A 25764-nucleotide genomic window follows, 5' to 3' on the forward strand; every position below is an offset into this window, starting at 1 on the left:
CTTTGTCGCCGGTTCGCCTTGCTGCTATGAGGCAGAGCTGAACAACGGATTCCCGGAGCCTGCCCCATGGAACGCACCTGCCTTGCCGTCATTCTTGCCGCCGGCGACAGCACACGCATGAAATCCTCGAAATCGAAGGTGCTGCATCCGGTCGCCAACCGGCCGATGATCGCACATGTCGTGGACGCCGTGGCGAAGGCCGGCATTTCGTCGGTCGCTCTCGTCGTCGGGCGTGATGCCGACGAAGTCTCGAAGGCCGCCAGAATCGGCGGCGTCGAGGTCGAGGCACACTTGCAGAAGGAGCGCCTCGGAACCGGACATGCAGTTCTTGCGGCACGCGAAGCGATCGCCCGCGGCTACGACGATATCCTGGTGACGTATGGCGATGTCCCGTTACAGACCGAGGGGCCGCTGAAGGCGGCGCGCCAGGGACTGGCGGAGGGCAGCGATATCGTCGTCATCGGCTTCCATACGAGCAAGCCCACAGGCTATGGCCGGTTACTCGTCAAGGACGGCGAATTGATTGCGATCCGCGAGGAGAAGGACGCGACCGATGCGGAGCGCGCCGTCAAATGGTGCAATAGCGGCCTGATGGCGATCAACGGCCGCAAGGCCCTCGATCTCCTTGCGCGCATTGAAAACAGCAACGCCAAAGGCGAATACTATCTCACGGACCTCGTCGAGATTGCCCGCTCGCTCGGCGGCCGAGTCACGGCCGTCGATGCGCCGGAAGTGGAAATGACCGGCTGCAACAACAGGGCAGAACTCGCGGCGATCGAGCGTTTCTGGCAGGAGCGCCGCCGCCACGAATTGATGATCTCCGGCGTGACGATGATCGCCCCCGAAACGGTTTTCCTGTCGCACGACACTGTCATCGGCCAGGATGCGCTGATCGAGCCGAACGTCGTCTTCGGTCCGGGCGCGGTGATCGACGGCGGCGCGGTGATCCATGCTTTCTCCCATATCGAAGGCGCGCATGTGAGCGTCGGTGCGACGGTCGGTCCCTTTGCACGCCTGCGGCCGGGCGCCGATCTCGGCGAGAGATCGAAGGTCGGAAACTTCTGCGAGGTGAAGAACGGGCAGATCGGTGAGGGCGCCAAGGTCAACCACCTGACCTATATCGGTGATGCGGTCATCGGCGCCGGGGCCAATATCGGCGCGGGCACGATCACCTGCAATTATGACGGCGTGAACAAGCACGAGACCCGCATCGGCGCCAACGCCTTCATTGGCTCCAACAGTGCGCTGGTTGCTCCGGTCAGCATTGGCGACGGTGCCTATATTGCGTCGGGCAGCGTCATCACCCACAATGTCCCTGCCGAGGCGCTCGCTTTCGGCCGGGCGCGCCAGGAAATGAAACCGGAGCGCGCCAAGGCGATCCGCGAGCGCGCGCAGGCGATCAAGGCCGCAAAGCAAGCCAAGACTGAGTAACGGCCGGAAATCGAATGTGACCGGCTGACCGATTGAGAAATAACAGAAAATCGCTAGGACTGGCTCGTTATTTTCGAAGCGTTGGGGACATTTTCATGTGCGGTATTGTGGGCATCGTGGGCAGTCAGCCGGTCGCGGAACGTTTGGTTGATGCGCTGAAGCGGCTCGAATATCGAGGTTACGATTCGGCGGGCGTCGCGACGATCCACGAGGGCGTGATGAGCCGTCGCCGCGCCGAGGGCAAACTCTTCAATCTCGAGAAGTGCCTCGACGTCGAGCCGCTGCCTGGTACGACCGGCATCGCCCATACGCGCTGGGCAACGCACGGCGTTCCGAACCAGACCAATGCGCACCCGCATTTCGTCGAGGGCGTGGCGGTCGTCCACAACGGCATCATCGAAAACTTCTCGGACCTGCGTGACGAGCTCAACGCTGAAGGTGCGGTATTCGAAAGCCAGACCGACACCGAAGTCGTCGCCCACTTGATGGCGAAATACCTACGCGAAGGGCTTGAGCCCCGCGCTGCCATGCTGAGGATGCTGAACCGCGTGACGGGCGCCTATGCGCTCGTCGTCATGCTGCAGAGCGATCCGGGCACGTTGCTGGCAGCGCGCTCCGGCCCGCCGCTTGCTATCGGATTCGGCAACGGCGAAATGTTCTTGGGCTCGGATGCAATCGCTCTTTCGCCCTTCACCAACGAAATCACCTATCTCGTCGACGGCGACTGCGCGGTCATCACCCGCGACGGTGCAGCCATCGTCGATTTCTCCGGCAACCCGCTAAATCGCCCGCGGCAGATATCGCAGGCGACGGCCTATGTCGTCGACAAGGGCAACCATCGTCACTTCATGGAGAAGGAAATCTATGAGCAGCCGGAGGTCATCTCCCACGCGCTCAGCCACTACATGAATTTTGCCGAGAACACGATTGGTGCTAATGCGTCGGAGATTGATTTCAAGACAGTCAGCGGCCTCGCAATCTCGGCCTGCGGCACCGCCTATCTCGCCGGTCTGATCGGCAAATACTGGTTCGAGCGCTATGCCCGCCTGCCGGTAGAGATCGATGTCGCCTCGGAATTCCGCTATCGCGAAATGCCGCTGCAGCCGTCGCAGGCTGCACTCTTCATCTCGCAGTCCGGCGAAACCGCAGACACGCTGGCCTCGCTCCGCTACTGCAAGGACAACGGCCTGAAGATCGGCGCCGTGGTCAATGTGCAGGAGTCGACGATCGCGCGCGAATCCGATGCCGTCTTCCCGATCATGGCCGGTCCTGAAATCGGAGTTGCTTCGACGAAGGCCTTCACCTGCCAGCTGGCCGTCCTCGCGTCTCTGGCCATCGGTGCCGGCAAGGCGCGCGGCACCGTCAGCGCCGATGAGGAAAAGGGGCTCGTCCGGCAACTCGCCGAAATGCCGCGCGTCATGAGCCGTGTGCTGAACCTCGTCCAGCCGCAGATGGAAAGTCTCTCACGCGAACTCTCCAAGTGCCGCGACGTGCTTTATCTCGGCCGCGGCACCAGCTTCCCGCTGGCGATGGAAGGTGCGCTGAAGCTCAAGGAGATTTCCTATATCCATGCGGAAGGGTATGCGGCGGGCGAATTGAAGCACGGGCCGATCGCGCTGATCGACGAGAACATGCCGGTCATCGTGATCGCGCCTTACGACCGGTTCTTCGAAAAGACCGTTTCGAACATGCAGGAAGTCGCAGCCCGCGGCGGCCGGATCATATTCATCACCGACGAAGCAGGCGCTGCTGCCTCCAAGCTGCCGACAATGGCGACGATCGTGCTTCCGAACGTCCCTGAGATCATCGCGCCGATGATCTTCTCGCTGCCGATCCAACTGCTCGCCTACCACACCGCCGTCTTCATGGGCACGGATGTCGACCAGCCACGAAACCTTGCAAAATCGGTCACGGTGGAGTGAATCGGAATGCCGCCGGAAGGCTTGTGAAAGGGGCCGAATTCTGGCAGCTTCGTTCCAGGTGCGGGGGAGCGCCTGATCACGTCAGCCGGTAGATTCAAGGGAGTTCATCGCGAGCGATGGCGCACAAACTGCCCCGATTGCCGATAGCGACCCGCATGAGAAACAACTTCCTTGCGGGCCTTATCATCTGTGCTCCGATTGCGATCACGCTGTGGCTCACGTGGTCCGTCGTACGGTGGGCTGACAGCTGGGTGAAGCCTTACATTCCCGCGCGTTACGATCCGGACAGCTACCTGAATTTCGCCGTACCCGGCTCCGGCCTGGTGATCGCGATGATCTTCATCACCGTCATCGGTTTTCTCGGCAAGAACCTCATCGGCCAGACCATCGTCCAGTTCGGCGAGTCGGTGGTACGCCGCGTGCCGCTGGTGCGCAGCATCTACAGGAGCGTGAAGCAGATATTCGAGACGGTGCTCGAGGAACGCAGCAATTCCTTCAAGAAGGTGGGCCTCATCGAGTATCCGAGCCCCGGCCTCTGGGCGCTGGTGTTCATCGCAACCGATGCAAAAGGCGAGATCGCTTCGAAGTTCAATGCGATGGGCCAGGATATGGTGAGTGTGTTCCTGCCGCCGACGCCAATACCGACCGCGGGATTTCTGATCTTCGTGCCGCGCGAAAAGATCGTCGTGCTCGACATGAGCGCGGAAGACGGCGCCAAGCTGCTCGTCTCCGGCGGCCTCGTGGCGCCAGACTTTCCGGCCAAGCCGTCCAAGGAACCGGCGGTTCCGGGAAAACCGAGACTGCTAGCCCGCGCGAAGAAAGCGGATCGCTTCGTCGCGCCGGAATAGATAGAGCAGGGTGCGGAACGCCGAACCGCGTTCGCTCGTGAGTTCCGGGTCGCGCTCGATCAGATAGGCGGCATCTCTTCGGGCGATCTCCAGAAGGTCGGCGTGCGCTTCGAGGCTCGCGATCCGGAAGCCGGGCGTGCCCGATTGGCGGGTGCCGAGCAATTCGCCTTCGCCGCGCAGTTTCAAGTCTTCTTCGGCAATCCGGAAGCCGTCCTCCGTCTCCCGCATGATCGAAAGCCGCGCATGGCCGGTTTCGCCGAGCGGGCCTTTGTAGAGCAGGATGCAGGTCGAAGCTTCGTCGCCACGGCCGACGCGGCCGCGAAGCTGATGGAGCTGCGCGAGACCGAAGCGTTCGGCATGTTCGATCACCATGATCGTCGCATCCGGCACGTCGACGCCCACTTCGACGACGGTCGTCGCCACCAGCAGTCTGAGTTCGCCGTTCTTGAACGCCATCATCACGGCATCTTTCTCCGGTCCGCTCATGCGGCCGTGGATGAGGCCGATGCCCGGTCCGAGCGTTGAGACCAGCGTCGCATGCCGCTCTTCGGCGGACATGAGGTCGAGCTCTTCGGATTCCTCGACCAGCGGGCAGATCCAATAGGCCTTCTTGCCTTCGGCAAGCGCGCTTTGCAGCCGCTCTATGATTTCCCCGGTCCGTTCACTCGGTATGGTGATCGTCTGGATCGGCTTGCGGCCGGCGGGTTTCTCGGTGAGTTTCGAGACATCCATGTCGCCGAAGGCGGCGAGCACCAGCGTGCGTGGAATGGGTGTTGCCGTCATCACCAGCATGTGCGGCGAGATCCCCTTCGCCGTCAGCCGCAGCCGCTGGTGTACGCCGAAGCGATGCTGCTCGTCGACGACTGCCAGCATTAGATTCTTGTAGTTGACGCTCTCCTGGAAGAGCGCATGCGTACCGATGATGACTTGGGCCTCGCCGGAAGCGATGCGTCCCAGGATATCGTCGCGCTCGCGTCCCTTGGTGCGGCCCGTCAGCACCTCGATACCGAGACTGGCAGAAGCGGCGAATTTGGAGATCGTCGCGTAGTGCTGACGCGCGAGAATCTCGGTGGGAGCCATCAGAACGGACTGTCCGCCGCACTCGATCACCGCGGCCATGGCCATCAGCGCCACCAGCGTCTTGCCGGAGCCGACATCGCCCTGCAGCAGTCGCAGCATGCGGTCTTCGCCAGCCATGTCCTTCAGGACGTCGGCGATTGCTTCCGTCTGGCTGCGCGTGGGCGAGAAGGGCAGCGCCTGCAGGATCTTGCCGCTGATTTTGCCGGTGGCATGGACCGGCTGCCCGGGGACCTTGCGAAGACGCTGGCGTACCAACGCGAGCGACAACTGTCCGGCAAGGAATTCGTCATAGGCGAGCCTTCGGCGGGCAGGGGCTTGCGGATCGACGTCTGTTGGATCGCGCGGTTCATGCAGCATATGGAAGCTGTCGGCGACCGAAGGCAGCCCCTGTGCCTGCGCCAGCGAAAGATCGATCCATTCCGGCAGTTCCGGCATGCGCAGCACCGCCGCCTCAATGATCTTGTGCAGTGTTTTCGGTGAGAGCCCGGCGGTCAGCGGGTAGACGGGCTCGACGAGCGGCAGGCTCTCCGTATCGCCTGCCTTTACGATGTAGTCCGGATGCACCATCGTTGCCCGGCCGTTGAACCAGTCGATCTTGCCGCTGACGGTGACCTCCTCGTCGATCGGAAGCTGCTTTTCCAGCCACGCCGCCTGTCCGCGGAAGAAGACGAGGCTGAGTTCGCCCGTCTCGTCGTGCAGGAAGACGCGGTAGGGGATATTGCTTTTGCCCCTCGGCGGGGGCTGGTGCCGGTCGACCCGCGCCGTGATCGTCACGATCGCACCTTGCGGCGCGCGTGCAATTCCCGGCTGGTTGCGCCGATCGATCAGCGAATGCGGCGCATGGAAGAGCAGGTCGATGATCCGCGTATCGTCCGGTGTCTCGCGCCCAAGCAGCTTCACCAGCAGCTCAGCAATCTTCGGGCCGACGCCCGAAAGAGCCGAAACGGGGGAAAACAACGGATCGAGGATGGTGGGGCGCATGCTGCAAAATGCGATGAAGAATAGGGCATTGGCAAGGCTGACAAGCCGCTTTCGAGGGGCTATAGAGGCGCATCAACAGGAAGGTGATGCCATGACAGGTGTGACACTCTCGAGTGCCGGTCTCGACCCGCGCCGCCGCCGCATATTGTTCCGCTGTTGGCATCGCGGGCTGCGCGAGATGGATCTGGTGTTCGGCCAGTTCGCCGAAGCCGAGGTGGCGACGCTGTCCGAAGCAGAGCTCGACGAGCTCGAAACCATTATGGGCGAGGAAGATAACGACCTTCTGCGCTGGGTTATGGGCACATGGCCCGTTCCGCAGCGCTTTCAAACGCCGATGTTTCAACGCCTCGCAGCCTTCAAGCCGGATTTCGAATACCCAGCCGACACCACATCCAGGAAGCCGGAATGATCCCAGGATTTGATGCAAGCAAGCTCGCAGCCGCCGCCGAGTCGCTGACGATCGGCAATGTGCCGTCCGGCCTGGAACCGCTCCTGCTCGCCGAATTGGCACGCGCTGGCGGACCGGTCGCCTACGTGCTTTCCGACGGGCAGCGCATGGCCGACCTGGAGCAAATGCTCGGCTTTGTCGCGCCCGACATCCCGGTTCTTACGCTGCCCGCCTGGGACTGCCTGCCCTACGACCGCGTTTCGCCCAGCGCCGATACCTCGGCCCGCCGCCTGGCGGCACTGAGCGGCCTGATCGCCCATCGCAAGAAGCCACATGCGGCAATCGTGCTCGTTACCGTCAACGCAATGCTGCAGAAGGTGGCGCCGCAAGATGTGATCGAGAGCCTGGCATTCTCGGCGCGCCCCGGCAACCAGGTGCGCATGGACGACCTCGCCGGCCGTCTGGAGCGCAACGGCTTCGACCGGGTCGCGACGGTGCGCGAGGTCGGCGAATTTGCGGTGCGCGGCGGCATCCTCGACGTTTTCGTTCCGGGATCCGAAGAGCCGGTCCGTCTCGATTTCTTTGGCGATACGCTGGAGAGTATCCGCAGCTTCGACCCGGCAAGCCAGCGCACGACCGGGCAGGTGCGTTCTCTCGATCTCAACCCGATGAGCGAAGTGACGCTGACGCCGGATACAATCAGCCGCTTCCGCAAGAATTATCTCTCGGCCTTTGGCGCCGCGACCCGCGACGACGCGCTTTATCTTGCCGTTTCCGAAGGGCGCCGCTATCCCGGCATGGAACACTGGCTGCCGCTCTTCTACGAGAGGCTGGAGACTGTCTTCGATTACCTGAAGGGTTTTCGGATGGTCACGGATCATACCGTGCGTGAGGCCGCCGAGGAGCGCTCGAAGCTGGTTCTCGACTACTTCGATGCCCGCCTGAACTCAGCCCAGCAGGTCAAGGGCCAGATGGCGCAGGGAACACCCTACAAGCCTGTGACGCCCGGTCAGCTTTATCTCGACAGCGAAATTTTTGCGAAGGCTCTGGATGCGTTCAATACCATGCGGATTTCGCCCTTCAACGAGCACGAGGGCGAGGCAAGGCGCGTCGTCAATATCGGTGCGCGCCAGGGCGAGCGCTGGGCGCGGGCGAATGCCGAAGGCGGCGGCAATGCCGAGCGCGTCAACATCTTTGATGTTGTCGTCAAGCATATCGCCGAAAGGCGGGCAGGCGGCGCGAAGGTTCTCATCACCGCCTGGACGGAAGGTTCGCTTGAACGCCTGCTGCAGGTGCTGAACGAGCATGGCCTGGAACGCGTCAAGCCGGTCGAAGCGTTGAAGGCCGTCGATTCGCTGGACAGGGGCGAGGCAGCGGCAGCCGTGCTCAGCCTCGAATCGGGCTTCGAGATGGGTGACCTTATCGTCATCGGCGAGCAGGACATTCTCGGCGACCGCATGGTTCGCCGCACGAAACGCCGCAAGCGCGCTGCCGACTTCATTTCGGAGGTTGCGGGTCTCGACGAAGGTTCGATCGTCGTTCACGCCGAACACGGCATCGGCCGTTTCGTCGGCCTGAAGACAATCGAGGCGGCCGGCGCCCCGCACGCCTGTCTAGAGCTGCAATATGCCGATGACGCCAAGCTCTTCCTGCCGGTCGAAAACATCGATCTCCTGTCACGTTATGGCGGTGAGGGGACCGAAGCCCAGCTGGACAGGCTCGGCGGCGGCGCATGGCAGATGCGCAAGGCGAAACTCAAGAAGCGCCTGCTCGACATGGCGGATGCGCTGATCCGAATTGCGGCCGAGCGTTTGACCCGCCACGCGCCGGCGCTGACGACACAGGAAGGGCTTTACGACGAGTTTGCGGCCCGCTTCCCCTACGATGAGACGGAAGATCAGGACAATGCCATCGAGGCCGTGCGCGGCGACCTTGGCGCCGGGCGCCCGATGGATCGCCTCGTCTGTGGCGACGTCGGGTTCGGCAAGACGGAAGTTGCGCTGCGCGCCGCCTTCATCGCGGCGATGAACGGTATTCAGGTCGCTGTGGTCGTACCGACAACGCTGCTTGCGCGGCAGCATTTCAAGACCTTTATCGAGCGCTTCCGTGGCCTGCCAGTGCGTATCCAGCAGGCCTCGCGCCTTGTCGGTGCGAAGGAACTCGCTCTTACGAAGAAGGAGGTGGCCGAGGGCAAGACCGATATCGTCGTCGGAACGCACGCGCTGCTCGGCGCCGGCATCAAATTCGCCAATCTCGGCCTCCTCATCATCGACGAGGAGCAGCATTTCGGCGTGAAGCACAAGGAACGCTTGAAGGAGCTGAAGAGCGACGTCCACGTGCTGACACTTTCGGCAACGCCGATCCCGCGCACGCTGCAGCTGGCGATGACCGGCGTTCGCGAGCTGTCGCTGATCACAACACCGCCGGTCGACCGCATGGCGGTGCGCACCTTCATTTCGCCCTTCGACAGCCTCGTCATCCGCGAGACGCTGATGCGCGAGCATTATCGCGGCGGCCAGAGCTTCTACGTCTGTCCGCGCTTGGCGGACCTCGAGGACGTGCATGCCTTCCTGCGGTCGGATGTTCCCGAGCTGAAGGTTGCCGTCGCCCATGGTCAGATGCCGGCGGGCGAACTCGAAGACGTCATGAATGCCTTTTACGACGGCCGTTACGACGTGCTGCTTTCGACGACCATCGTCGAATCCGGCCTCGATGTCCCGACAGCCAACACGCTGATCGTCCACCGTGCCGACATGTTCGGTCTGGCGCAACTCTATCAGCTCCGCGGCCGCGTCGGCCGCTCGAAGGTCCGCGCCTTCGCGCTCTTCACGCTGCCGGTCAACAAGGTGCTGACGGCAACCGCCGAGCGTCGCCTCAAGGTGCTGCAGTCGCTGGATACGCTCGGCGCCGGCTTCCAGCTCGCCAGCCACGACCTCGATATCCGCGGGGCGGGTAACCTTCTGGGCGAGGAGCAGTCGGGCCATATCAAGGAAGTCGGCTTCGAGCTTTACCAGCAGATGCTGGAAGAGGCGGTCGCCGAGGTGAAGGGCGTGGACGAAATTCAGGATACCGGCTGGTCGCCGCAGATTTCGGTCGGGACGCCGGTGATGATCCCGGACGGCTACGTGCCGGACCTGCATCTGCGCATGGCGCTCTATCGTCGCCTCGGCGAGATCACTGAGCTCAAGGAGATCGATGCCTTCGGCGCCGAAATGATCGACCGCTTCGGTCCGATGCCGATCGAGGTGCAGCATCTTTTGAAGATCGTCTACATCAAATCGCTTTGCCGCATCGCCAATGTCGAAAAGCTGGACGTCGGCCCGAAGGGTGTGGTCGTCCAATTCCGCAACAAGGAATTCCCGAACCCGGCAAACCTGGTCGGGTATATCGCCAAGCAGGGCACGATGGCGAAGATCCGTCCGGACCACAGCGTGTTTTTGACCCGCGACCTGCCGACGCCGGAAAAGCGGCTGCAGGGCGCGGCCGTCGTCATGACGCAGCTGGCCGAAATGGCAAAGCCGTAGGGCCGGTCAGTTCAGCCCGGCGCGCGCTTCCGCCTTCGCCTTGGCGATGTCGCGAAGCGCGCCTGCCAGCACGTCCGGCGTCTGAGCGCCGCTGACAGCGTATTGCTGGTCGAAGATGAAGAAGGGGACGCCGTTGACACCCATCTTCTGGGCCGCCTCGATCTCGGCAATCACCAGGTCGCGGTCGGCATCCGAAGCAAGCAGGGAGGCGATGACAGCGCGGTCGAGCCCGACTTGCTCGGCGATGTCGAGCAATACGGCGTGGTCTCCGACATTGCTGCCTTCCTCGAAGTTCGCCTTGAAGAGTGCGTTGACGACGCGGTCCTGCTTCTCGCGGTCCCCCACCATCGCCCAATGGATCAGGCGGTGCGCATCGAGTGTATTCGGCCCGATCTTGATCGCTTCGAAGTCGAAATTGATGCCGACCTCGCGGCCGAAGTCGGTCAGCATCTTGTGGGCCTGCGCGACGCGTTCGGCGCCGCCGAGCTTCTGCTCCAGCGCTTCCTTCTGATCGACGCCCTCGGGCGGATAGTCGGGATTGAGGCGGTAGGGCCTCCAGTTGATGTCGACGCCCACCTCGTCCTGCACTTCCGCGATAGCAAGCTCAAGCCGCGCCTTGCCGAGATAGCACCAGGGGCAGACGACATCCGATACGACGTCGATGGTGATGCGTTGCATGGTGGTTCCTTTCATCGGTCCGAGGCTTTCCACGCCATCTATGCCCTGACGCGTCCGACTTCAACCAGGCAGGAAAAAGGAACCGGCTCCGGCAGGCTTATTGCACGCTCTGATCCCACCAGGCCGGAAGCTGGTAGCCGTAAAGCGGCACAGCGTCGGGACGGCCGAGCCGCTTGTTGCGTGCGACCCATTGCTGGTCGATATGGTAGAGAGGCAATACATAATGGCCGGAAAGCAGCAATCGGTCATACGACCTGACGGCGGCGGTGAAATCCTCGTCGGAGCGCGCGGTAAGAATATGCTTGATCGACGTATCGACATTTGGGTCGGCAACGCCCGCGAAACTTGAACTGCCCTCGCGGTCGCGCGCAGCCGAGGACCAATAGGAAAGCTGCTCGTTGCCGGGCGAGAGCGACGACACATAAGATTTTAGGATAACATCATAGTCGAAACTATTGGTCCGGCTCTGATATTGCGAATCGTCCACTGTGCGGACCGAAGCGGCAATGCCCAGGGTTTGGAGCGAACGCTGAAAGGCAATCGCAAGTTTCTCCTGATCGGCATTCTGCGTCATGATCTCGAAGGCAAGCGGCTTGCCGCTGGCATCCGCCATCTTGCCGCCCTGGATCGAATAGCCGCCTTCCTTCAGCACCTGCACTGCCTTTTTCAGCACAGTTCGGTCGCGTCCGGAAGCATCGGTCACAGGCAGCTTGTAGGTGCCGTCGAGGATGGCAGGGTCGATCTTGTCTTTGATCGGGCCTAGCATGTCGAGTTCGCGGGCGTCGGCCGGAACGCCGAAGCTCGAAAGCTTCGAATTCTGCCAGAAGCTCTGCGTACGCTTGTAGGCACCGGAATAGAGCGTCTTGTTCGCCCATTCGAAGTCGAAGATCAGCGAGAGTCCCTCCCGAACCTTGATGTTTGCGAATAGCGGCCGTCGCGTGTTGAAGACAAAGCCGAACATGCCGCTCGGCAGCTTCGACTGGAATGTATCCTTGATCACGGCACCGGAAGAAACCGCCGGAAAATTATAGGCCGTCGCCCAGTGCCCGGGGCTGCCGTCGGGATAGACGTCGATATCGCCCTTCTTGAAGGCCTCGAAGAGCGTCGTGTCCTGAAGAAAATACTGAACGGTGATCTGGTCGTAATTGTCCATGCCGACCTTGGAGGGGATATCCTTGCCCCAATAGTTCGGGTCGCGCTCATAGGTGATACTCTCGCCGGGCTTCACCGTCTTGATCTTGTAAGGGCCGGAGCCGAGCGGCGGCACGAGAGACGTCCGGTCGAAGGTTTCGGGATCGATGGCGTGCTTGGGCAGGACTGGAAAAAGTCCAAAGATCATCGGCGTTTCGCGGTCTGCCTTGTCGTTGAAGGTGAAGCGCACGCTGCGCTCGCCGACCTTCTCCATCTTGGAGACAAGGCTGAGACGATTCGCGAAGGGCACGCGTCCTTTGTCGCGCAGCAACTCGAAGGAGAACATGACGTCGTCGGCCGTCACCGGCTGGCCGTCGGACCACTTGGCTTTCGGATTGAGATTGAACTGGATGAACGTGCGGTCCTCGTCCCATTCGACGGTTTCCGCAAGCAGTCCATAGAGAGTGAAAGGTTCGTCCCGGGAGCGCAGCAGCAACGATTCGTAGACGAGGTTGCCATAGTCCGGATCCCACATGCCGCGCGCTGTCGTCCGCATGCTTTTCAGGATGAAAGGGTTGAGATTATCGAAGGTGCCGACGACGCCGTAGGTGATCTTGCCGCCTTTTTTCACGTCCGGGTTGACGTAGGAGAAATGCTTGTAATCCGGGGGCAGTGCGGGTTCTCCGTGCATGGCGATACCATGCAGCGGGCTGGCAGCAACGGCGCCGCAAAACAGCGTAAAGGCAAGAGGGAAAACAACCCGGAGCATGCTCAAATCCTTTCCGGCAAAAGGCACGATTCGGCCAAAGACTATCATGCACGGCAGGAAATCGAACATTCACATGCCGAAATCTTTCGGCCCATCCAGAAATTGCCAAAGAAATACTGGATATCTGGATCACCTCAATGTAACAGGTGGTCCCGGGTTTTGGGGGACATGCATTTGCCTTAATGTTTTTAGAGGTGGAATGCCGAATGACCCCGGTTGGAGAGGACGGCAGATCGCGGTCCCGAATGGGTATCAGGAGACAGAATCCGTTATGATGTTCAAGTCTGATAAGAAATTGCGGGCAGCTCTGTCCGTTCTGGCAGCAGCTTTCGGCGCCGCTTCGGCCCCGGTATCCTCCTTCGCGCAGGATGCACCCGCACAGGCTGCCGGCGCGCCACGCCTTGGCTGGTACAAGACCTGCAGCAAGCAGGAAGACAACGATATCTGCGTCGTTCAGAACCTGATCCTCGCCAACGGCGGCCAGCTCGTCACGGCTGTCGGCCTTATCAGTATCTCCGGCAAGGTCAACCGCAAGATTCTGCAGGTATCCGTACCGACCGCTCGCCTGATTCCGCCGGGCATCATGATGCAGGTCGATAACAACAAGGGGCAGAAGCTCGATTACGCCGTCTGCCTGCCGGACAAGTGCACCGCCGAAATCCCGCTGACAGATGCGATGATCGCCGGCCTCAAGAAGGGCAGCGACGTGATCTTCACGTCGATCAACTTCCGCCGCGCCCCGAACCCGATCAAGATTTCGCTCGAAGGCTTTACCGGCGCCTATGATGGCGAAGCCGTTTCGCCGAACAAGCTCGCCGAAAGCCAGAAGAGCCTTCAGGACAGCATGCAGAAGAAGGCTGAAGAAGCCCGCAAGAAGCTCGAAGACGCGCAGAACGCAGCTAAGGCGCAGTAATCCTGCCAGGTGGCAAGAGAATGAACAAGGACCCGGCCGCCGCGCCGGGTTTTTGTTGTTACGGCAAACAAAAACCCCGCCGGAGCGGGGTTTAAAATCATAATCGATTGCGCGTCTTAGTGGGCGAAGCTCATCTTGGGTTTGAGCTGGCCAGACGGCGCTTGATCGAAAATCTGGTAAACCTGTTGATTGCGAAGCGGAATGCCGCTTTCGTCATTCACCAGGTTCTGCTCGGAGACGTAAGCGACATATTCGTTATCGTCATTTTCCGCGAGCAGGTGGTAGAAGGGCTGGTCCTTGTCAGGGCGGACGTCGGGAGGGATCGAATTCCACCATTCTTCCGTATTCGCGAATTCCGGATCGACATCGAAGATGACGCCGCGAAACGGAAAAACCTTGTGCCGGACCACTTCACCGATACTGAACTTTGCTACTCTTTCTTTCATGGTACGACTTCCTTTCATCACCTGATCTGGTGATTGGGCCCGCTCAAATCAAGATTTTTGCGGGTCTTCGTCACATGAGTGTCATGTCGCCATCAGCCTCAGTGACAAGGAAGGAAGGCCCCGGCGGAACCGGAGCCTTCCGCTGAGCGATCAAGCCGAATAGTACATATCGTATTCGACCGGATGCGGGGTCATCTCGAAGCGCATCACCTCTGCCATCTTCAGCTCGATGAAGGCGTCGATTTGATCGTCGTCGAAGACACCGCCGGCCGTCAGGAACTTGCGGTCCTTGTCGAGGCTTTCGAGGGCCTCACGCAGCGAACCGCAAACCGTCGGGATCTTCTTCAATTCCTTCGGCGGCAGATCGTACAGATCCTTGTCCATGGCCTTGCCGGGATGGATCTTGTTTTTGATGCCGTCGAGACCGGCCATCAGCATGGCGGCGAAAGCGAGATACGGGTTGGCGGTCGGATCGGGGAAGCGGACCTCGACGCGCTTGGCCTTCGGGTTGGAGCCGAACGGAATGCGGCAGGAGGCCGAGCGGTTGCGGGCCGAATAGGCAAGGAGCACCGGTGCTTCGTAGCCCGGAACGAGACGCTTGTAGGAATTGGTCGACGGATTGGTGAAGGCGTTGATCGCCTTGGCATGCTTAATGATGCCGCCGATATAATAGAGGCAGGTTTCGGAAAGGCCGGCATATTCGTCACCGGCAAAGGTCGGCTTGCCGCCCTTCCAGATCGACTGGTGCACGTGCATGCCCGAGCCGTTGTCGCCGAAGATCGGCTTCGGCATGAAGGTTGCCGTCTTGCCGTAGGCGTTGGCGACCTGGTGCACGACGTACTTGTAGATTTGCATCTTGTCGGCGTTGCGGACGAGCGTGTCGAACTTGATGCCCAGTTCGTGCTGGGCAGCGGCGACTTCATGGTGGTGCTTCTCGACGACGACGCCCATTTCGGCAAGCACCGTCAGCATTTCCGAGCGCATGTCCTGGGCGCTGTCGACCGGCGGAACCGGGAAGTAACCGCCCTTGACGCGCGGACGGTGGCCGAGGTTGCCGGTCTCGTAGTCGGTGTCGTCGTTCGACGGCAGTTCGCTGCTGTCGAGCTTGAAGCCGGTATTGTAGGGATCGGCCTTGTATTTCACATCGTCGAAGACAAAGAATTCAGCTTCCGGACCCACGAAGATCGTGTCGCCGATGCCGGATGCCTTGAGGTAGGCCTCAGCCTTCTTTGCCGTGCCGCGCGGATCGCGGTTATATGCTTCGCCCGAAACCGGGTCGAGAATATCGCAGACAATGACCATGGTGGATTGGGCGAAGAACGGGTCCATGTGAACCGTTTCCGTGTCCGGCATCAGCACCATGTCGGACTCGTTGATGGCCTTCCAGCCGCCGATCGAGGAACCGTCGAACATGACGCCGTCCGCGAACATATCCTCATCGACGCAGGAAACGTCCATCGTGACATGCTGCAGTTTGCCCTTGGGGTCGGTAAAGCGCAGATCGACGAACTTGACGTCGTTTTCTTTGATCTGCTTAAGAATTTCGTTCGCGGTCGCCATGAAATCTCCCTTTCATTTGCAATGACGATGAATAAATTCGCCGCGTCGGGCGAGCCGCCTTAAATAGCGTCGATGCCGGTCTCGCCGGTACGGATTCGAATAACTTCTTCGACGTTGGATACGAAGATCTTCCCGTCTCCGATTCGGCCGGTCTGCGCGGCCTTGCGGATCGCCTCGATGACGGCTTCCGCATTCTCGTCGGCGAGCACGACCTCGACCTTCACCTTGGGCAGAAAATCGACGACATATTCAGCGCCGCGGTAAAGTTCCGTATGGCCTTTCTGGCGACCGAAGCCCTTTGCTTCCGTGACAGTGATGCCCTGCAGGCCGACTTCCTGAAGGGCTTCCTTCACCTCGTCCAGCTTGAAAGGCTTAATGATCGCTTCGATCTTTTTCATGAGAAAATGACTCTCCGCTTCTCCCGTTAAAGCGGGCAAATTGCCGCTCGCGAGACATGATGCAGGTATCGTGCCAGTTCGCAACGCTGGAGAGCGAAAAAATATGTCAATTCCCCCCGAATTCGCGGCTTCGCGGCGCTTTTTGAGGCATTTTTTCCAGCAAAAGCGGTTGGGATTGCGATCGGAAATTCAAAAATCGCGCAAAAGCGGGAAAAATGCGGAGTGGCTCTTCTTGCATCCGCCGCATGTCAGATGCCCTAAAATTAGGCAAATGACTTAATTTTAAGCTGCAGAAGAGATCGTAAAACAGGTTGTTTTTTAGGCGTTTTTTGAATTGAATGGCGCATGGCAGAAAAACTGGGTGACCTACTCCTTACGCCTGCAGAAATGGCTGCCGTCGATGCCGCCACGGCCGAATCGGGCATCGCCTCTTTCGGGCTGATGTGGAGCGCGGGGGCGGCCGTCGCGGGTGCCGCGCTTCGGCTGTATCCCGGCGCACTGCGCTTCGCCGTTCTCTGCGGCCCTGGCAACAATGGCGGCGACGGATATGTCGCGGCCCGTCGGCTTGCGGAAAGCGGCGCCGGGGTTGCCGTCTTCCATCTCGGCGACCCGGCCAGGCTTCACGGCGATGCCGCGCGGGCAAAGGCCGAATGCGCGCTCGCCTCGCAGCCGCTCGCTGTCTATATCCCGGGGCCGGGCGATGTTGTTGTTGATGCAATCTTCGGGGCGGGGCTCGGACGGGATGTGCCGCCGCAGGTGCGTTCCGTCATCGAGCAGGTGACCGGCGCTGCGGTTCCCGTTATTTCCGTCGACTTGCCATCCGGGCTCGACGGCCGCAGCGGCGAGGTGCTGGGTGCGGCATTCAAGGCGGCCCACACGGTCACGTTCATGACCCGCAAACCCGGCCACTTGCTGATGCCGGGCAGGGAGCTTTGCGGCAGCATCGAGGTTGCCGACATCGGCATTCCGGCGCGCATCATCAAGGCTCATTCGTCCGGAATGATTTCGGAAAACACGCCGGTAAAATGGGCGCACCTGCTGTCCTCTGCGAGACTGGAGACGCATAAATACAAGCGCGGACATCTTGCTGTTTTTTCAGGCGGCGCGGGTAAAACAGGTGCTGCGCGGATGTCTGCGATGGCCGGGTTGAAAGCCGGGGCCGGTCTCGTAACCATCGCCGCGCCGAGGGATGCGATGGCTGAAAACAGCGCCCACCTGACGGCCGTCATGCTGCATGTTGTCGATGACGGGATGGCCTTGCGCGACTGGCTGGCCGACGAGCGCTTGCAGACTTTCGTCCTCGGACCAGGCTTCGGGATCGGTGCAAAGACAAGAGACTTCACCGCCGCGCTCAGCGGTCGCCATCTCGTGCTCGACGCAGACGGCATTACGTCGTTCAAGGACGACCCGCGAGAGCTTTTCAACCTCTTTGCGGAAGGCGAGCCGCATCTCGTGCTGACGCCGCATGAAGGCGAGTTCGCACGGCTCTTTCCGGATATCGCGGCAGACAAGAGGCTCAGCAAGGTCGACAAAGCGCAGGCGGCTGCAGAGCGCGCCAATGCGGCGATCGTCTACAAGGGCGCCGATACCGTTATCGCATCGCCGGATGGCCGGGCTCTGATCAACACGAACGCACCGGTCTGGCTTGCGACGGCTGGCTCAGGCGATGTCCTTTCCGGCATGATCGGGGCGCTTCTGGCGCAGGGTTTGCCCGCATTCGAGGCTGCTGCATTCGGCGTCTACCTCCATGGCGAAGCCGGGCAGCGCGCCGGCAAGGGCCTGACGGCCGAAGATCTCGTGGCCCATGTGCAGCCGTTCTAGGCCGGCTGCTATCTCCCGACCTCTTCCTGAAGAGCGATCGCGCCGAACGGTGCATTGACCTTGCCTTCGTGGATCATGAAGGCAAAAACGTCGCGGGGCTCGCTCTTGACCTTCCGCTCCTTGTCGATCAGCGGCAGATCATCCGGCACCTTGCCTTCAGCCCATGTCTCAAGGCGCTTGGCCCAGGCCTTCAGGTCCTTGGGAGCGTAGCAGGTCTTGATGTCGTCCGAACCTTTCTGCAGCCGGGCATAGACGAAATCCGCCGTGACGTCGGCGATCATCGGATAGTCGAAGTGCTCGGCGCAGACCGGCGCCACGCCGTATTTCGCCAGCAGCGCGATGAATTCCGGCACCTTGAAGGAATCGTGGCGCACCTCGACCACATGCCGCAAAGGCAGGCCGTCCTGCTTGTCCGGCAAAAGCTTCAGGAAGGCTTCGAAATCCTCGGCATCGAACTTCTTGGTCGGCGCGAGCTGCCAGAGGATCGGACCGAGCTTGCCGCCGAGCTCGGTCAGCCCCTGCGTCAGGAAACGCTCCATGGATTCGCCCGCCTCGCCGAGCACGCGCCGGTTCGTCACGAAGCGGCTGGCCTTTAGCGAAAAGATGAAACCCTCCGGCACGTCGGATGCCCATTTGGCGAAGGTCTCCGGCTTCTGCGAACTGTAATAGGTGCCGTTAACCTCGATGACCTTCAACTGCCGGCTGGCATAATGCAGTTCGTCCTTCTGCTTGAGATCGGATGGGTAGAAGTGGTCGCGCCAGGGCTCGAAAGTCCAGCCGCCGACGCCGACGCGGATGCTGCCGGATTTGCTCATGTGTTCCTCCCGTTGTTCCGCCGTCGCCAGAGCTCTTCGCGACACGCCTATTCCGCCGCGACAAACGTCTTCTTCACCGGCCGGCGCTCCAGCAGTTCCTTCAGGAAGTGGCCGGTATAGGACCCGGTTTCCTTGACGATCGCTTCCGGCGTGCCGGCCGCAACGATCTCGCCGCCGCCGTCGCCGCCTTCCGGGCCGAAATCGAGCACCCAGTCGGCCGTCTTGATGACTTCGAGATTGTGCTCGATCACCACGACGGAATTGCCCTGGTTCACCAGCTCGTGCAGCATTTCGAGCAGCTTGGCGACGTCATGGAAGTGCAGGCCGGTCGTCGGTTCGTCGAGGATGTAGAGAGTCCGGCCCGTCGAGCGCTTCGACAGTTCCTTGGCTAGCTTGACGCGCTGGGCCTCGCCACCCGAAAGCGTGTTTGCCTGCTGGCCGACCTTGATGTAGCCGAGGCCGACATCGAATAGCGACTGCAGCTTGTCGCGTACCGCCGGCACGGCGCTGAAGAACTCCACGCCTTCCTCGACCGTCATGTCGAGCACGTCCGAAATCGACTTGCCCTTGAAGGTCACGTCCAGCGTCTCGCGATTGTAGCGCTTGCCATGGCAGACATCGCAGGTGACGTAGACGTCCGGCAGGAAGTGCATTTCAATCTTGATGACGCCGTCCCCCTGGCAGGCTTCGCAGCGCCCGCCTTTGACGTTGAAGGAGAACCGCCCCGGCTGGTAGCCGCGGGCTTTCGCCTCCGGCAGGCCCGCGAACCAGTCGCGGATTGGCGTAAATGCGCCGGTGTAGGTTGCCGGGTTCGAACGCGGCGTGCGGCCGATTGGCGATTGGTCGATATCGATTACCTTGTCGATGTGCTCGAAGCCGTCGATGCGATCATGATCGGCCGGAATTTCGCGCGCGCCCATCACGCGACGTGCGGCCGATTTGTAGAGCGTCTCCACCAGGAAGGTGGATTTGCCGCCCCCCGAAACGCCCGTCACAGCCGTGAAGACACCCAGCGGGATGGAGGCGGTGATGTTCTTCAGATTGTTGCCGCGCGCGCCGACCACCTTGATCTCGCGGCCTTTTTTCGGCTTGCGCCGTTCGTCGGGCACCGGCACGCCGAGTTCACCGGAAAGATACTTGCCGGTCAGCGATCTCGGGTTCGCCATGATGTCCTGCGGCGTGCCGTGCGCCACGATCTGGCCGCCGTGCACGCCGGCTTCCGGACCGATGTCGACCACGTCGTCGGCCGTCAAGATCGCATCCTCGTCATGCTCGACGACGATCACCGTATTGCCGATATCGCGCAGGTGCTTCAGCGTGTCGAGCAACCGCGCATTGTCGCGTTGGTGCAGGCCGATCGACGGCTCGTCGAGAACGTAGAGCACGCCTGTCAGGCCCGAGCCGATCTGCGAGGCAAGACGGATGCGCTGGCTTTCGCCGCCCGACAATGTGCCGGAATTCCGCGACAGGCTGAGATATTCGAGGCCGACGTCGTTCAGGAAGCGCAGGCGGTCGCGGATTTCCTTCAGAATGCGGACTGCGATCTCATTCTGCTTGGCCGACAAAGTCGCGGGTAGCGCCTCGAACCAGTCGCGTGCCACACGGATCGACATATCGGTGACCTGGCCGATATGCAGCTTGTTGATCTTCACTGCCAGCGTTTCCGGCTTCAGGCGAAAGCCGTTGCAGGCCGGGCAGGGGGCTGCGGACATGAAGCGCTCGATCTCTTCGCGCGCCCAGACGGAATCGGTTTCCTTCCAGCGGCGCTCGAGATTGGTGATGATGCCTTCGAAGCTCTTATGCGTGGTGTAGGAGCGCGCGCCGTCGGCATAGTGGAACTCGATCTTCTCATCCGTGCCGTTCAGGATGACGTCCTGCGCTTTTTCGGGCAGATCGCTCCAGCGGTTGCCGAGCTTGAAGCCGTAATGTTTACCGAGCGCTTCCAGCGTCTGATTATAGTAAGGGGAACTCGACTTTGCCCACGGCGCGATGGCGCCGTCGCGCAGCGTTCGCTCCGGTTCGGGGATGATCAGCGCCGCGTCGATCTTCTGCTGCGAGCCAAGGCCGTCACAGGTCGGGCAGGCACCGGCCGGATTGTTGAACGAGAAAAGCCGCGGCTCGATCTCCGGAATGGTGAAGCCGGAAATGGGGCAGGCGAATTTTTCCGAGAACAGCACGCGCTCATGCGTCTCGTTGAGCGATTTGTTGGCGGACCCACCCGCAGACGTTTCCTCCGGGGGCAACGGCTTGTCGGCAAATTCGGCGATGGCAAGCCCTTCGGCGAGCTTCAGAGAGGTCTCGAAGCTGTCGGCAAGCCTAGACGCCATGTCGGGACGCACGACGATGCGGTCCACGACGATGTCGATGTCATGCTTGTATTTCTTGTCGAGCGCCGGGACATCTGCGATCTCGTAGAACTGGCCGTCAACCTTGACGCGCTGGAAGCCCTTTTTCATGAGCTCCGCCAGTTCCTTCTTGTATTCGCCCTTACGGCCGCGCACGATCGGCGCCAGAATATAAAGACGCGTGCCTTCCTCGAACTCGAGCACACGGTCGACCATCTGGCTGACGGTCTGGCTCTCGATCGGCAGACCGGTTGCCGGCGAATAGGGAACGCCGACGCGCGCAAAGAGCAGCCGCATGTAGTCATAGATTTCGGTGACCGTGCCGACCGTCGAGCGAGGATTGCGCGAGGTCGTCTTCTGCTCGATCGAGATGGCCGGCGACAGGCCGTCGATCTGGTCGACATCCGGCTTCTGCATCATCTCCAGGAACTGGCGGGCATAGGCCGAAAGGCTTTCGACATAGCGGCGCTGGCCTTCGGCATAGATCGTGTCGAAGGCGAGCGACGACTTGCCGGACCCGGAAAGGCCGGTCATGACGATGAGTTTGTTGCGCGGCAGGTCGAGGTCGATGCCCTTGAGGTTGTGCTCGCGCGCGCCGCGGATGGAAATCGTCTTAAGTTCACTCATCGTAATTTTGCTTCTGTGCTGGAGTAAGCCCCTTATTTAGTGATGCCGCCGGGCGAGTCGAGGCTGAATATCCATCTGTTGCGAGGTTTTCGATTCTGTTGACAGGATCATAAGCATAAACTAGAACAAATAAAGAACAAAATTCCTTGTGGATGAACCGGCGATGGACGCGCATGGCCGGGGCTCTATAGTTTAAGGTACAGCGATTGTTTCAAGCGCCGCCGGGCAGGGCGGCAGTAAGGTGAGAAGTATGGCTGGCAGCGTGAACAAGGTAATTCTGATCGGAAACGTGGGCGCAGACCCCGAAATCCGCAGGACGCAGGACGGCCGCCCGATTGCCAATCTTCGCATCGCGACGTCCGAGACGTGGCGTGACCGCAATTCCGGCGAGCGCCGCGAAAAAACCGAGTGGCACACCGTCGTCGTTTTCAACGAAGGTCTCTGCAAGGTTGTCGAGCAATATGTGAAGAAGGGCGCCAAGCTCTATATCGAAGGCCAGCTCCAGACCCGCAAATGGCAGGACCAGAACGGCAACGACCGCTATTCGACGGAAGTCGTGCTACAGGGGTTCAATTCGACGCTGACGATGCTCGACGGCCGCGGCGAAGGCGGCGGTGCGAGCGCCGGCGGCGGACGCGGCAGCAGCAACGATTTCGGTGGCGGCGGCAATTACGGAGACGATTACGGCGCCCCGGCGCAGCCGTCCGGTCGCAGCAGCGGTGGCGGCGGGAATTTCTCGCGCGATCTCGATGACGACATCCCGTTCTGAGAAGAAGCACCTCTTGTTATGAACCGCTGATTGTCAGCGGATTTTTTGGTGTTTTTCCGCATAAGCATTCGGCGCGAACGATGTTCCGGCGGTTACGGCGCGATTGCGCCGAAACCTGTCAGAATGGTCCATGCGACGCCGATTGCAGCGCAAATCGCCAGCGTCGTAATCACCGAAAGCTTCAGGTGAAAGATCGCCAAGGCGGCAAGCACCGTTAGTACCAGCGACGGCCAGATGAGCGAGGCTGGAACCGGGACATCGATTGAAACTTGTCCCCATGAGGCAGTGCGCACGTCGGCAAAAAGCACATGGACGCCGAACCAGATCGCAAGGTTCAGGATCACGCCAACGACGGCTGCCGTGATGGCTGACATCGCTCCGGTCAGCGCAGGGTCGCCGCGCAGCCTTTCGATGAAGGGCGCTCCGAGGAAGATCCAGAGGAAGCTCGGAATGAAGGTCACCCATGTCGTCAGGACGGCGGCAAGTGTGGCAGCGAGCATTGGATCGAGCGGCCCGGGGTTCCTATAGGCGGCCATGAAGCCGACGAACTGGACGACGCTGATCAACGGTCCCGGGGTTGTCTCGGCCATGCCGAGACCATCCAGCATTTCCCCCGGTTTCAGCCATCCGAAATGCTGGACCGCTTCCTGAGCGACATAGGCAAGGACCGCGTAAGCGCCGCCGAATGTCACGACAGCCATTTGGCTGAAGAACAGCCCGACCTGCGAGAAGACACTGCCGGATCCCACCGTCACCAGCAACAACGCGACTGGTAGAAGCCAGGCAGCCGCAAGGCTGCCGGACACCCGCAGCGACCAGGCGAGGTTTGGCCGGGCATGGATTGGTGTATCTTCGCCGAGGAGGGAATCGCGATCTTCGAGGATATCGCCCGAACCGCCTTTGTGTCCGCCGCCCACCTCGAACAAGGGCGATCCCGCGCGGCCGCCGAGGAAGCCAACGATGCCAGCTGTAATGATGATCAGCGGGAACGGGACGTGGAGGCAGAAGATCGCGATGAAGGCGGCGGCAGCGATGCCTATCATCACGTTGTTTTTAAGCGCTCTGCTTCCGATCCGGAACACCGCCTGCAGCACGACCGCCAGCACCGCGGCCTTCAGGCCGAAGAACAGACCGGCGATATAGCTTACGTTTCCATAGGCGGCATAGACGTAGCTCAGCCCAAGGATGGAGATGAAGCCCGGAAGCACGAACAGAGCTCCGGCGATCAGGCCGCCAATCGTCCTGTTGAGCAGCCAGCCGATATAGATCGCCAGCTGATGGGCCTCTGGCCCCGGAAGCAGCATGCAGTAGTTGAGCGCATGCAGGAAGCGATGTTCGCCGATCCATCGTTTTTCGTCGACGACGATGCGGTGCATGACGGCGATCTGTCCCGCCGGTCCGCCGAAACTGAGCGCCGCAACTCTTGCCCACACTTTCGCCGCCTCACCAAGAGGGACTATGTCGCGGCTCGCCGGGGCGTCCCGTTCCATATCCATTTACTTCGGCCACATCACGGCGCCCGCCTCGGGTTGGGCCAATTATGGGTCTCGTCGGTGGCGTCGCGGCACCAGCGGTAAAACGCGTCATAGAGCGTCAGACCGGCGTCGAGCTGCTGCAGGTCATCTGTGAACATGCGCGAAAGTCCGAGCGAAGCGGCGAGCAGACCGGCTGCTTCCGGCGCGAGATCGAGCCTGGCAGTATCAGCGCCGCGAATAATGGTGGCGAGATGCAGCAGTGGTTTGGAAGTGAGATTGAATTCCTCGATCATCACGTCAAAGGTGCAGCGCTCGCCGCGATGGCTCCAGAAAACGTCCTCGATATCGAAAGGCGTCGCGCCAAAACGGTCGGCGACGGCCGGCACTTCCGATGCCGGAACGAACAGGAAGACGGCATTTGGATCGACGAACCGCTTGATCAGCCAGGGGCAGGCGATCCGGTCGATCTTGGGACGGGCCCGCGTCACCCAGACCGTACGGCCCTGCGGGTCACGCGCCGGCAGCTTGACATAGGGCACCACCTGGCCACCGGCCTGCAGCCACGCCTCGAATCCTCCTTCGAGAACTTCCGCGTCCGTTCCGAAATGGCGAAGATAGGCGGCCACGCCATGACTGAGCTTTTGCCCTCTCTGGCACACGATGACAGCCGTGCCGGCAACCTCGTGGCTCCATTCACTGACATCGGTGTGGCTGCGCCGGATCGACCCCGGGACGAGCCGTGGGTCGGCGGCAAAATCCTCGGCCGTGCGGACGTCGATAATGACGGGCACATTCGGCGTTCCGATGATGCGGTTGAGCTTGTCGGATGAAATTTCCAGAAATGACGGCATGACGCGTCCTCCGTTGTACGGGTTATCGGACGCGATACTTCAGCTGTCGCCTCGTGGGGTGATCGCGACCCCAGACCCAATCATGTGCTGCAGGCCCGCGGGAAGTCAAGCGCTGTTGGTGTGCCTTGCGGCGGCGCACTTTTCAACTGACAGCCATCGCCGCCTTCACGCCGTCCACGACGAATTGTGCTGCAAGTGCCGCCAGGATGACGCCGAGCAGGCGGGTGAGGATCGCCCGGCCGGTCACGCCGAGGAAGCGGTCGAGGCGGTCGGCGATCAGCAGCGCAGCCAGCATCAAGAGAAGATTGCCGGCAATGACGATGAGAAGCTGCGCGCGCTCGACGGAGGTCGGCAGCGAGCCCGCAAGCAGGATTGTCGCCGAGATCGCGCCCGGACCGGCAATGAGAGGAAGGGCGAGCGGAAAAACCGCGATATTCTGGATGTGATCCTTGGTGATCGCCACTTCGCTGGTCTTTTCCTTGCGGTCCTGCCGTCTCTCGAACACCATTTCGAAGGCGATCCAGAAGAGCAGCAGCCCGCCGGCGATGCGGAAGGCGCCGATGGAAATGCCGAGCACCCCGAGCACGCTTGCGCCGAACAGCGCAAAGATGGCGAGGATGATGAAAGCGATGACGGAGCTGCGCAGCGCCACCTGCTTGCGCTGGCTGCGGCTCATGCCGCTGGTCAGTCCCAGAAAGATCGGCACAAGTCCGGGAGGATCGATCGTGACGAGCAGCGTCGTGAAAGCGTTGATCAATTGGTCGGCGCTTGCCATCGTCTCTCCGGAACGCCATATGAAGGCTCGGTTATTCGCGATTGTGAAGCGAGGTTTTCCATTTGGCAAATGACGGGCGGCGGGCCGGCGCTAAAAGCGGTCGAAATCGCTTGATTGCCGCCCTTCCGCCGCAAAGTCTGTTCAAAACCGCGGCTCAAATTGGCGCCGGGCAAGCCTTTCCGCTATAAATCTTTCAGTGATTCTACAAAGAGATCGT

19 protein-coding genes are annotated in these 25764 nt (G+C 61.1%); 8 read left to right on the forward strand and 11 right to left on the reverse strand.

What is annotated here, in order from left to right; translation table 11 throughout:
* Positions 1-66: 66 nt before the first annotated feature.
* The 3 genes from glmU (at position 67) to ISN39_RS07975 (ending at position 4201) form a co-directional block, all read left to right on the forward strand.
* Positions 67-1431, forward strand: coding sequence for a bifunctional UDP-N-acetylglucosamine diphosphorylase/glucosamine-1-phosphate N-acetyltransferase GlmU (gene glmU / locus ISN39_RS07965; protein WP_194729684.1), 1365 nt, complete (start codon positions 67-69; stop codon positions 1429-1431).
* Between the two features lie 95 nt (positions 1432-1526).
* The gene (gene glmS / locus ISN39_RS07970; protein WP_194729685.1) at positions 1527-3353 is read left to right on the forward strand and encodes a glutamine--fructose-6-phosphate transaminase (isomerizing); all 1827 of its coding nucleotides are present in this window, start codon (positions 1527-1529) and stop codon (positions 3351-3353) included.
* 116 nt (positions 3354-3469) lie between these two features.
* On the forward strand, positions 3470-4201 hold the full coding sequence (locus tag ISN39_RS07975) for a DUF502 domain-containing protein (RefSeq protein ID WP_194729686.1): 732 nt from the start codon (positions 3470-3472) through the stop codon (positions 4199-4201).
* Here ISN39_RS07975 and recG read toward each other — a convergent pair.
* A complete protein-coding gene (gene recG / locus ISN39_RS07980; RefSeq protein ID WP_194729687.1) occupies positions 4157-6262 on the reverse strand; it encodes an ATP-dependent DNA helicase RecG in 2106 nt (701 codons plus the stop codon). The genes ISN39_RS07975 and recG overlap by 45 nt on opposite strands.
* A gap of 91 nt (positions 6263-6353) precedes the next feature.
* Between recG and ISN39_RS07985 the strand changes: the two genes are divergently transcribed.
* Entirely contained in the window at positions 6354-6671 is a 318-nt protein-coding gene (locus tag ISN39_RS07985; protein WP_194729688.1) for a succinate dehydrogenase assembly factor 2, read from the forward strand.
* Positions 6668-10174: a transcription-repair coupling factor gene (gene mfd, locus ISN39_RS07990; protein WP_194729689.1), complete on the forward strand. Its 3507-nt coding sequence runs from the start codon at positions 6668-6670 to the stop codon at positions 10172-10174. The genes ISN39_RS07985 and mfd overlap by 4 nt, the downstream gene beginning before the upstream one ends.
* A gap of 6 nt (positions 10175-10180) precedes the next feature.
* On the opposite strand, the gene ISN39_RS07995 is transcribed toward mfd, so the two are convergent.
* Together ISN39_RS07995 and ISN39_RS08000 are read right to left on the reverse strand one after the other, a co-directional pair.
* The gene (locus tag ISN39_RS07995; RefSeq protein WP_194729690.1) at positions 10181-10852 is read right to left on the reverse strand and encodes a DsbA family oxidoreductase; all 672 of its coding nucleotides are present in this window, start codon (positions 10850-10852) and stop codon (positions 10181-10183) included.
* Positions 10853-10949: 97 nt separating this feature from the next.
* Positions 10950-12752 (reverse strand): extracellular solute-binding protein, encoded by a 1803-nt coding sequence (locus ISN39_RS08000; RefSeq protein ID WP_194729691.1) that lies wholly within the window; start codon positions 12750-12752, stop codon positions 10950-10952.
* Between the two features lie 271 nt (positions 12753-13023).
* On the opposite strand from ISN39_RS08000, the gene ISN39_RS08005 reads away from it, so the two are divergent.
* Positions 13024-13665, forward strand: coding sequence for an invasion associated locus B family protein (locus tag ISN39_RS08005; protein ID WP_194729692.1), 642 nt, complete (start codon positions 13024-13026; stop codon positions 13663-13665).
* 116 nt (positions 13666-13781) lie between these two features.
* Here ISN39_RS08005 and hspQ read toward each other — a convergent pair whose 3' ends face one another.
* The 3 genes from hspQ to ISN39_RS08020 all read right to left on the reverse strand — a co-directional run bounded on the left by hspQ (position 13782) and on the right by ISN39_RS08020 (position 16069).
* Entirely contained in the window at positions 13782-14111 is a 330-nt protein-coding gene (gene hspQ, locus ISN39_RS08010) for a heat shock protein HspQ (RefSeq protein ID WP_194729693.1), read from the reverse strand.
* Positions 14112-14261: 150 nt separating this feature from the next.
* A complete protein-coding gene (gene glnA / locus ISN39_RS08015; protein WP_022715580.1) occupies positions 14262-15671 on the reverse strand; it encodes a type I glutamate--ammonia ligase in 1410 nt (469 codons plus the stop codon).
* Positions 15672-15730: 59 nt separating this feature from the next.
* Entirely contained in the window at positions 15731-16069 is a 339-nt protein-coding gene (locus ISN39_RS08020) for a P-II family nitrogen regulator (RefSeq protein WP_015339877.1), read from the reverse strand.
* 345 nt (positions 16070-16414) lie between these two features.
* Between ISN39_RS08020 and ISN39_RS08025 the strand changes: the two genes are divergently transcribed.
* Positions 16415-17890 carry an NAD(P)H-hydrate dehydratase gene (locus tag ISN39_RS08025; protein WP_194729694.1) on the forward strand — a complete coding sequence of 492 codons (1476 nt, stop codon included), beginning with the start codon at positions 16415-16417 and terminating at the stop codon, positions 17888-17890.
* Between the two features lie 8 nt (positions 17891-17898).
* Here the strand turns inward: ISN39_RS08025 and ISN39_RS08030 are convergent, their stop codons facing one another.
* Complete coding sequence (locus ISN39_RS08030) at positions 17899-18705, reverse strand: DUF72 domain-containing protein (protein WP_194729695.1); 807 nt, start codon at positions 18703-18705, stop codon at positions 17899-17901.
* Positions 18706-18752: 47 nt separating this feature from the next.
* Entirely contained in the window at positions 18753-21677 is a 2925-nt protein-coding gene (gene uvrA / locus ISN39_RS08035) for an excinuclease ABC subunit UvrA (RefSeq protein ID WP_194729696.1), read from the reverse strand.
* Between the two features lie 250 nt (positions 21678-21927).
* On the opposite strand from uvrA, the gene ISN39_RS08040 reads away from it, so the two are divergent.
* Positions 21928-22446: a single-stranded DNA-binding protein gene (locus tag ISN39_RS08040; RefSeq protein ID WP_022715584.1), complete on the forward strand. Its 519-nt coding sequence runs from the start codon at positions 21928-21930 to the stop codon at positions 22444-22446.
* A 92-nt stretch (positions 22447-22538) separates the two neighbouring features.
* Here ISN39_RS08040 and chrA read toward each other — a convergent pair whose 3' ends face one another.
* From chrA to ISN39_RS08055, 3 genes are all read right to left on the reverse strand, one after another.
* Positions 22539-23942, reverse strand: coding sequence for a chromate efflux transporter (gene chrA / locus ISN39_RS08045; protein WP_194729697.1), 1404 nt, complete (start codon positions 23940-23942; stop codon positions 22539-22541).
* 14 nt (positions 23943-23956) lie between these two features.
* Complete coding sequence (locus tag ISN39_RS08050; RefSeq protein ID WP_074068102.1) at positions 23957-24772, reverse strand: sulfurtransferase/chromate resistance protein; 816 nt, start codon at positions 24770-24772, stop codon at positions 23957-23959.
* A 142-nt stretch (positions 24773-24914) separates the two neighbouring features.
* Positions 24915-25547: a MarC family protein gene (locus tag ISN39_RS08055; RefSeq protein WP_074068104.1), complete on the reverse strand. Its 633-nt coding sequence runs from the start codon at positions 25545-25547 to the stop codon at positions 24915-24917.
* Positions 25548-25764: the final 217 nt, after the last annotated feature.

It is taken from the genome of Rhizobium sp. 007 (assembly GCF_015353075.1).
Classification (GTDB): domain Bacteria; phylum Pseudomonadota; class Alphaproteobacteria; order Rhizobiales; family Rhizobiaceae; genus Rhizobium.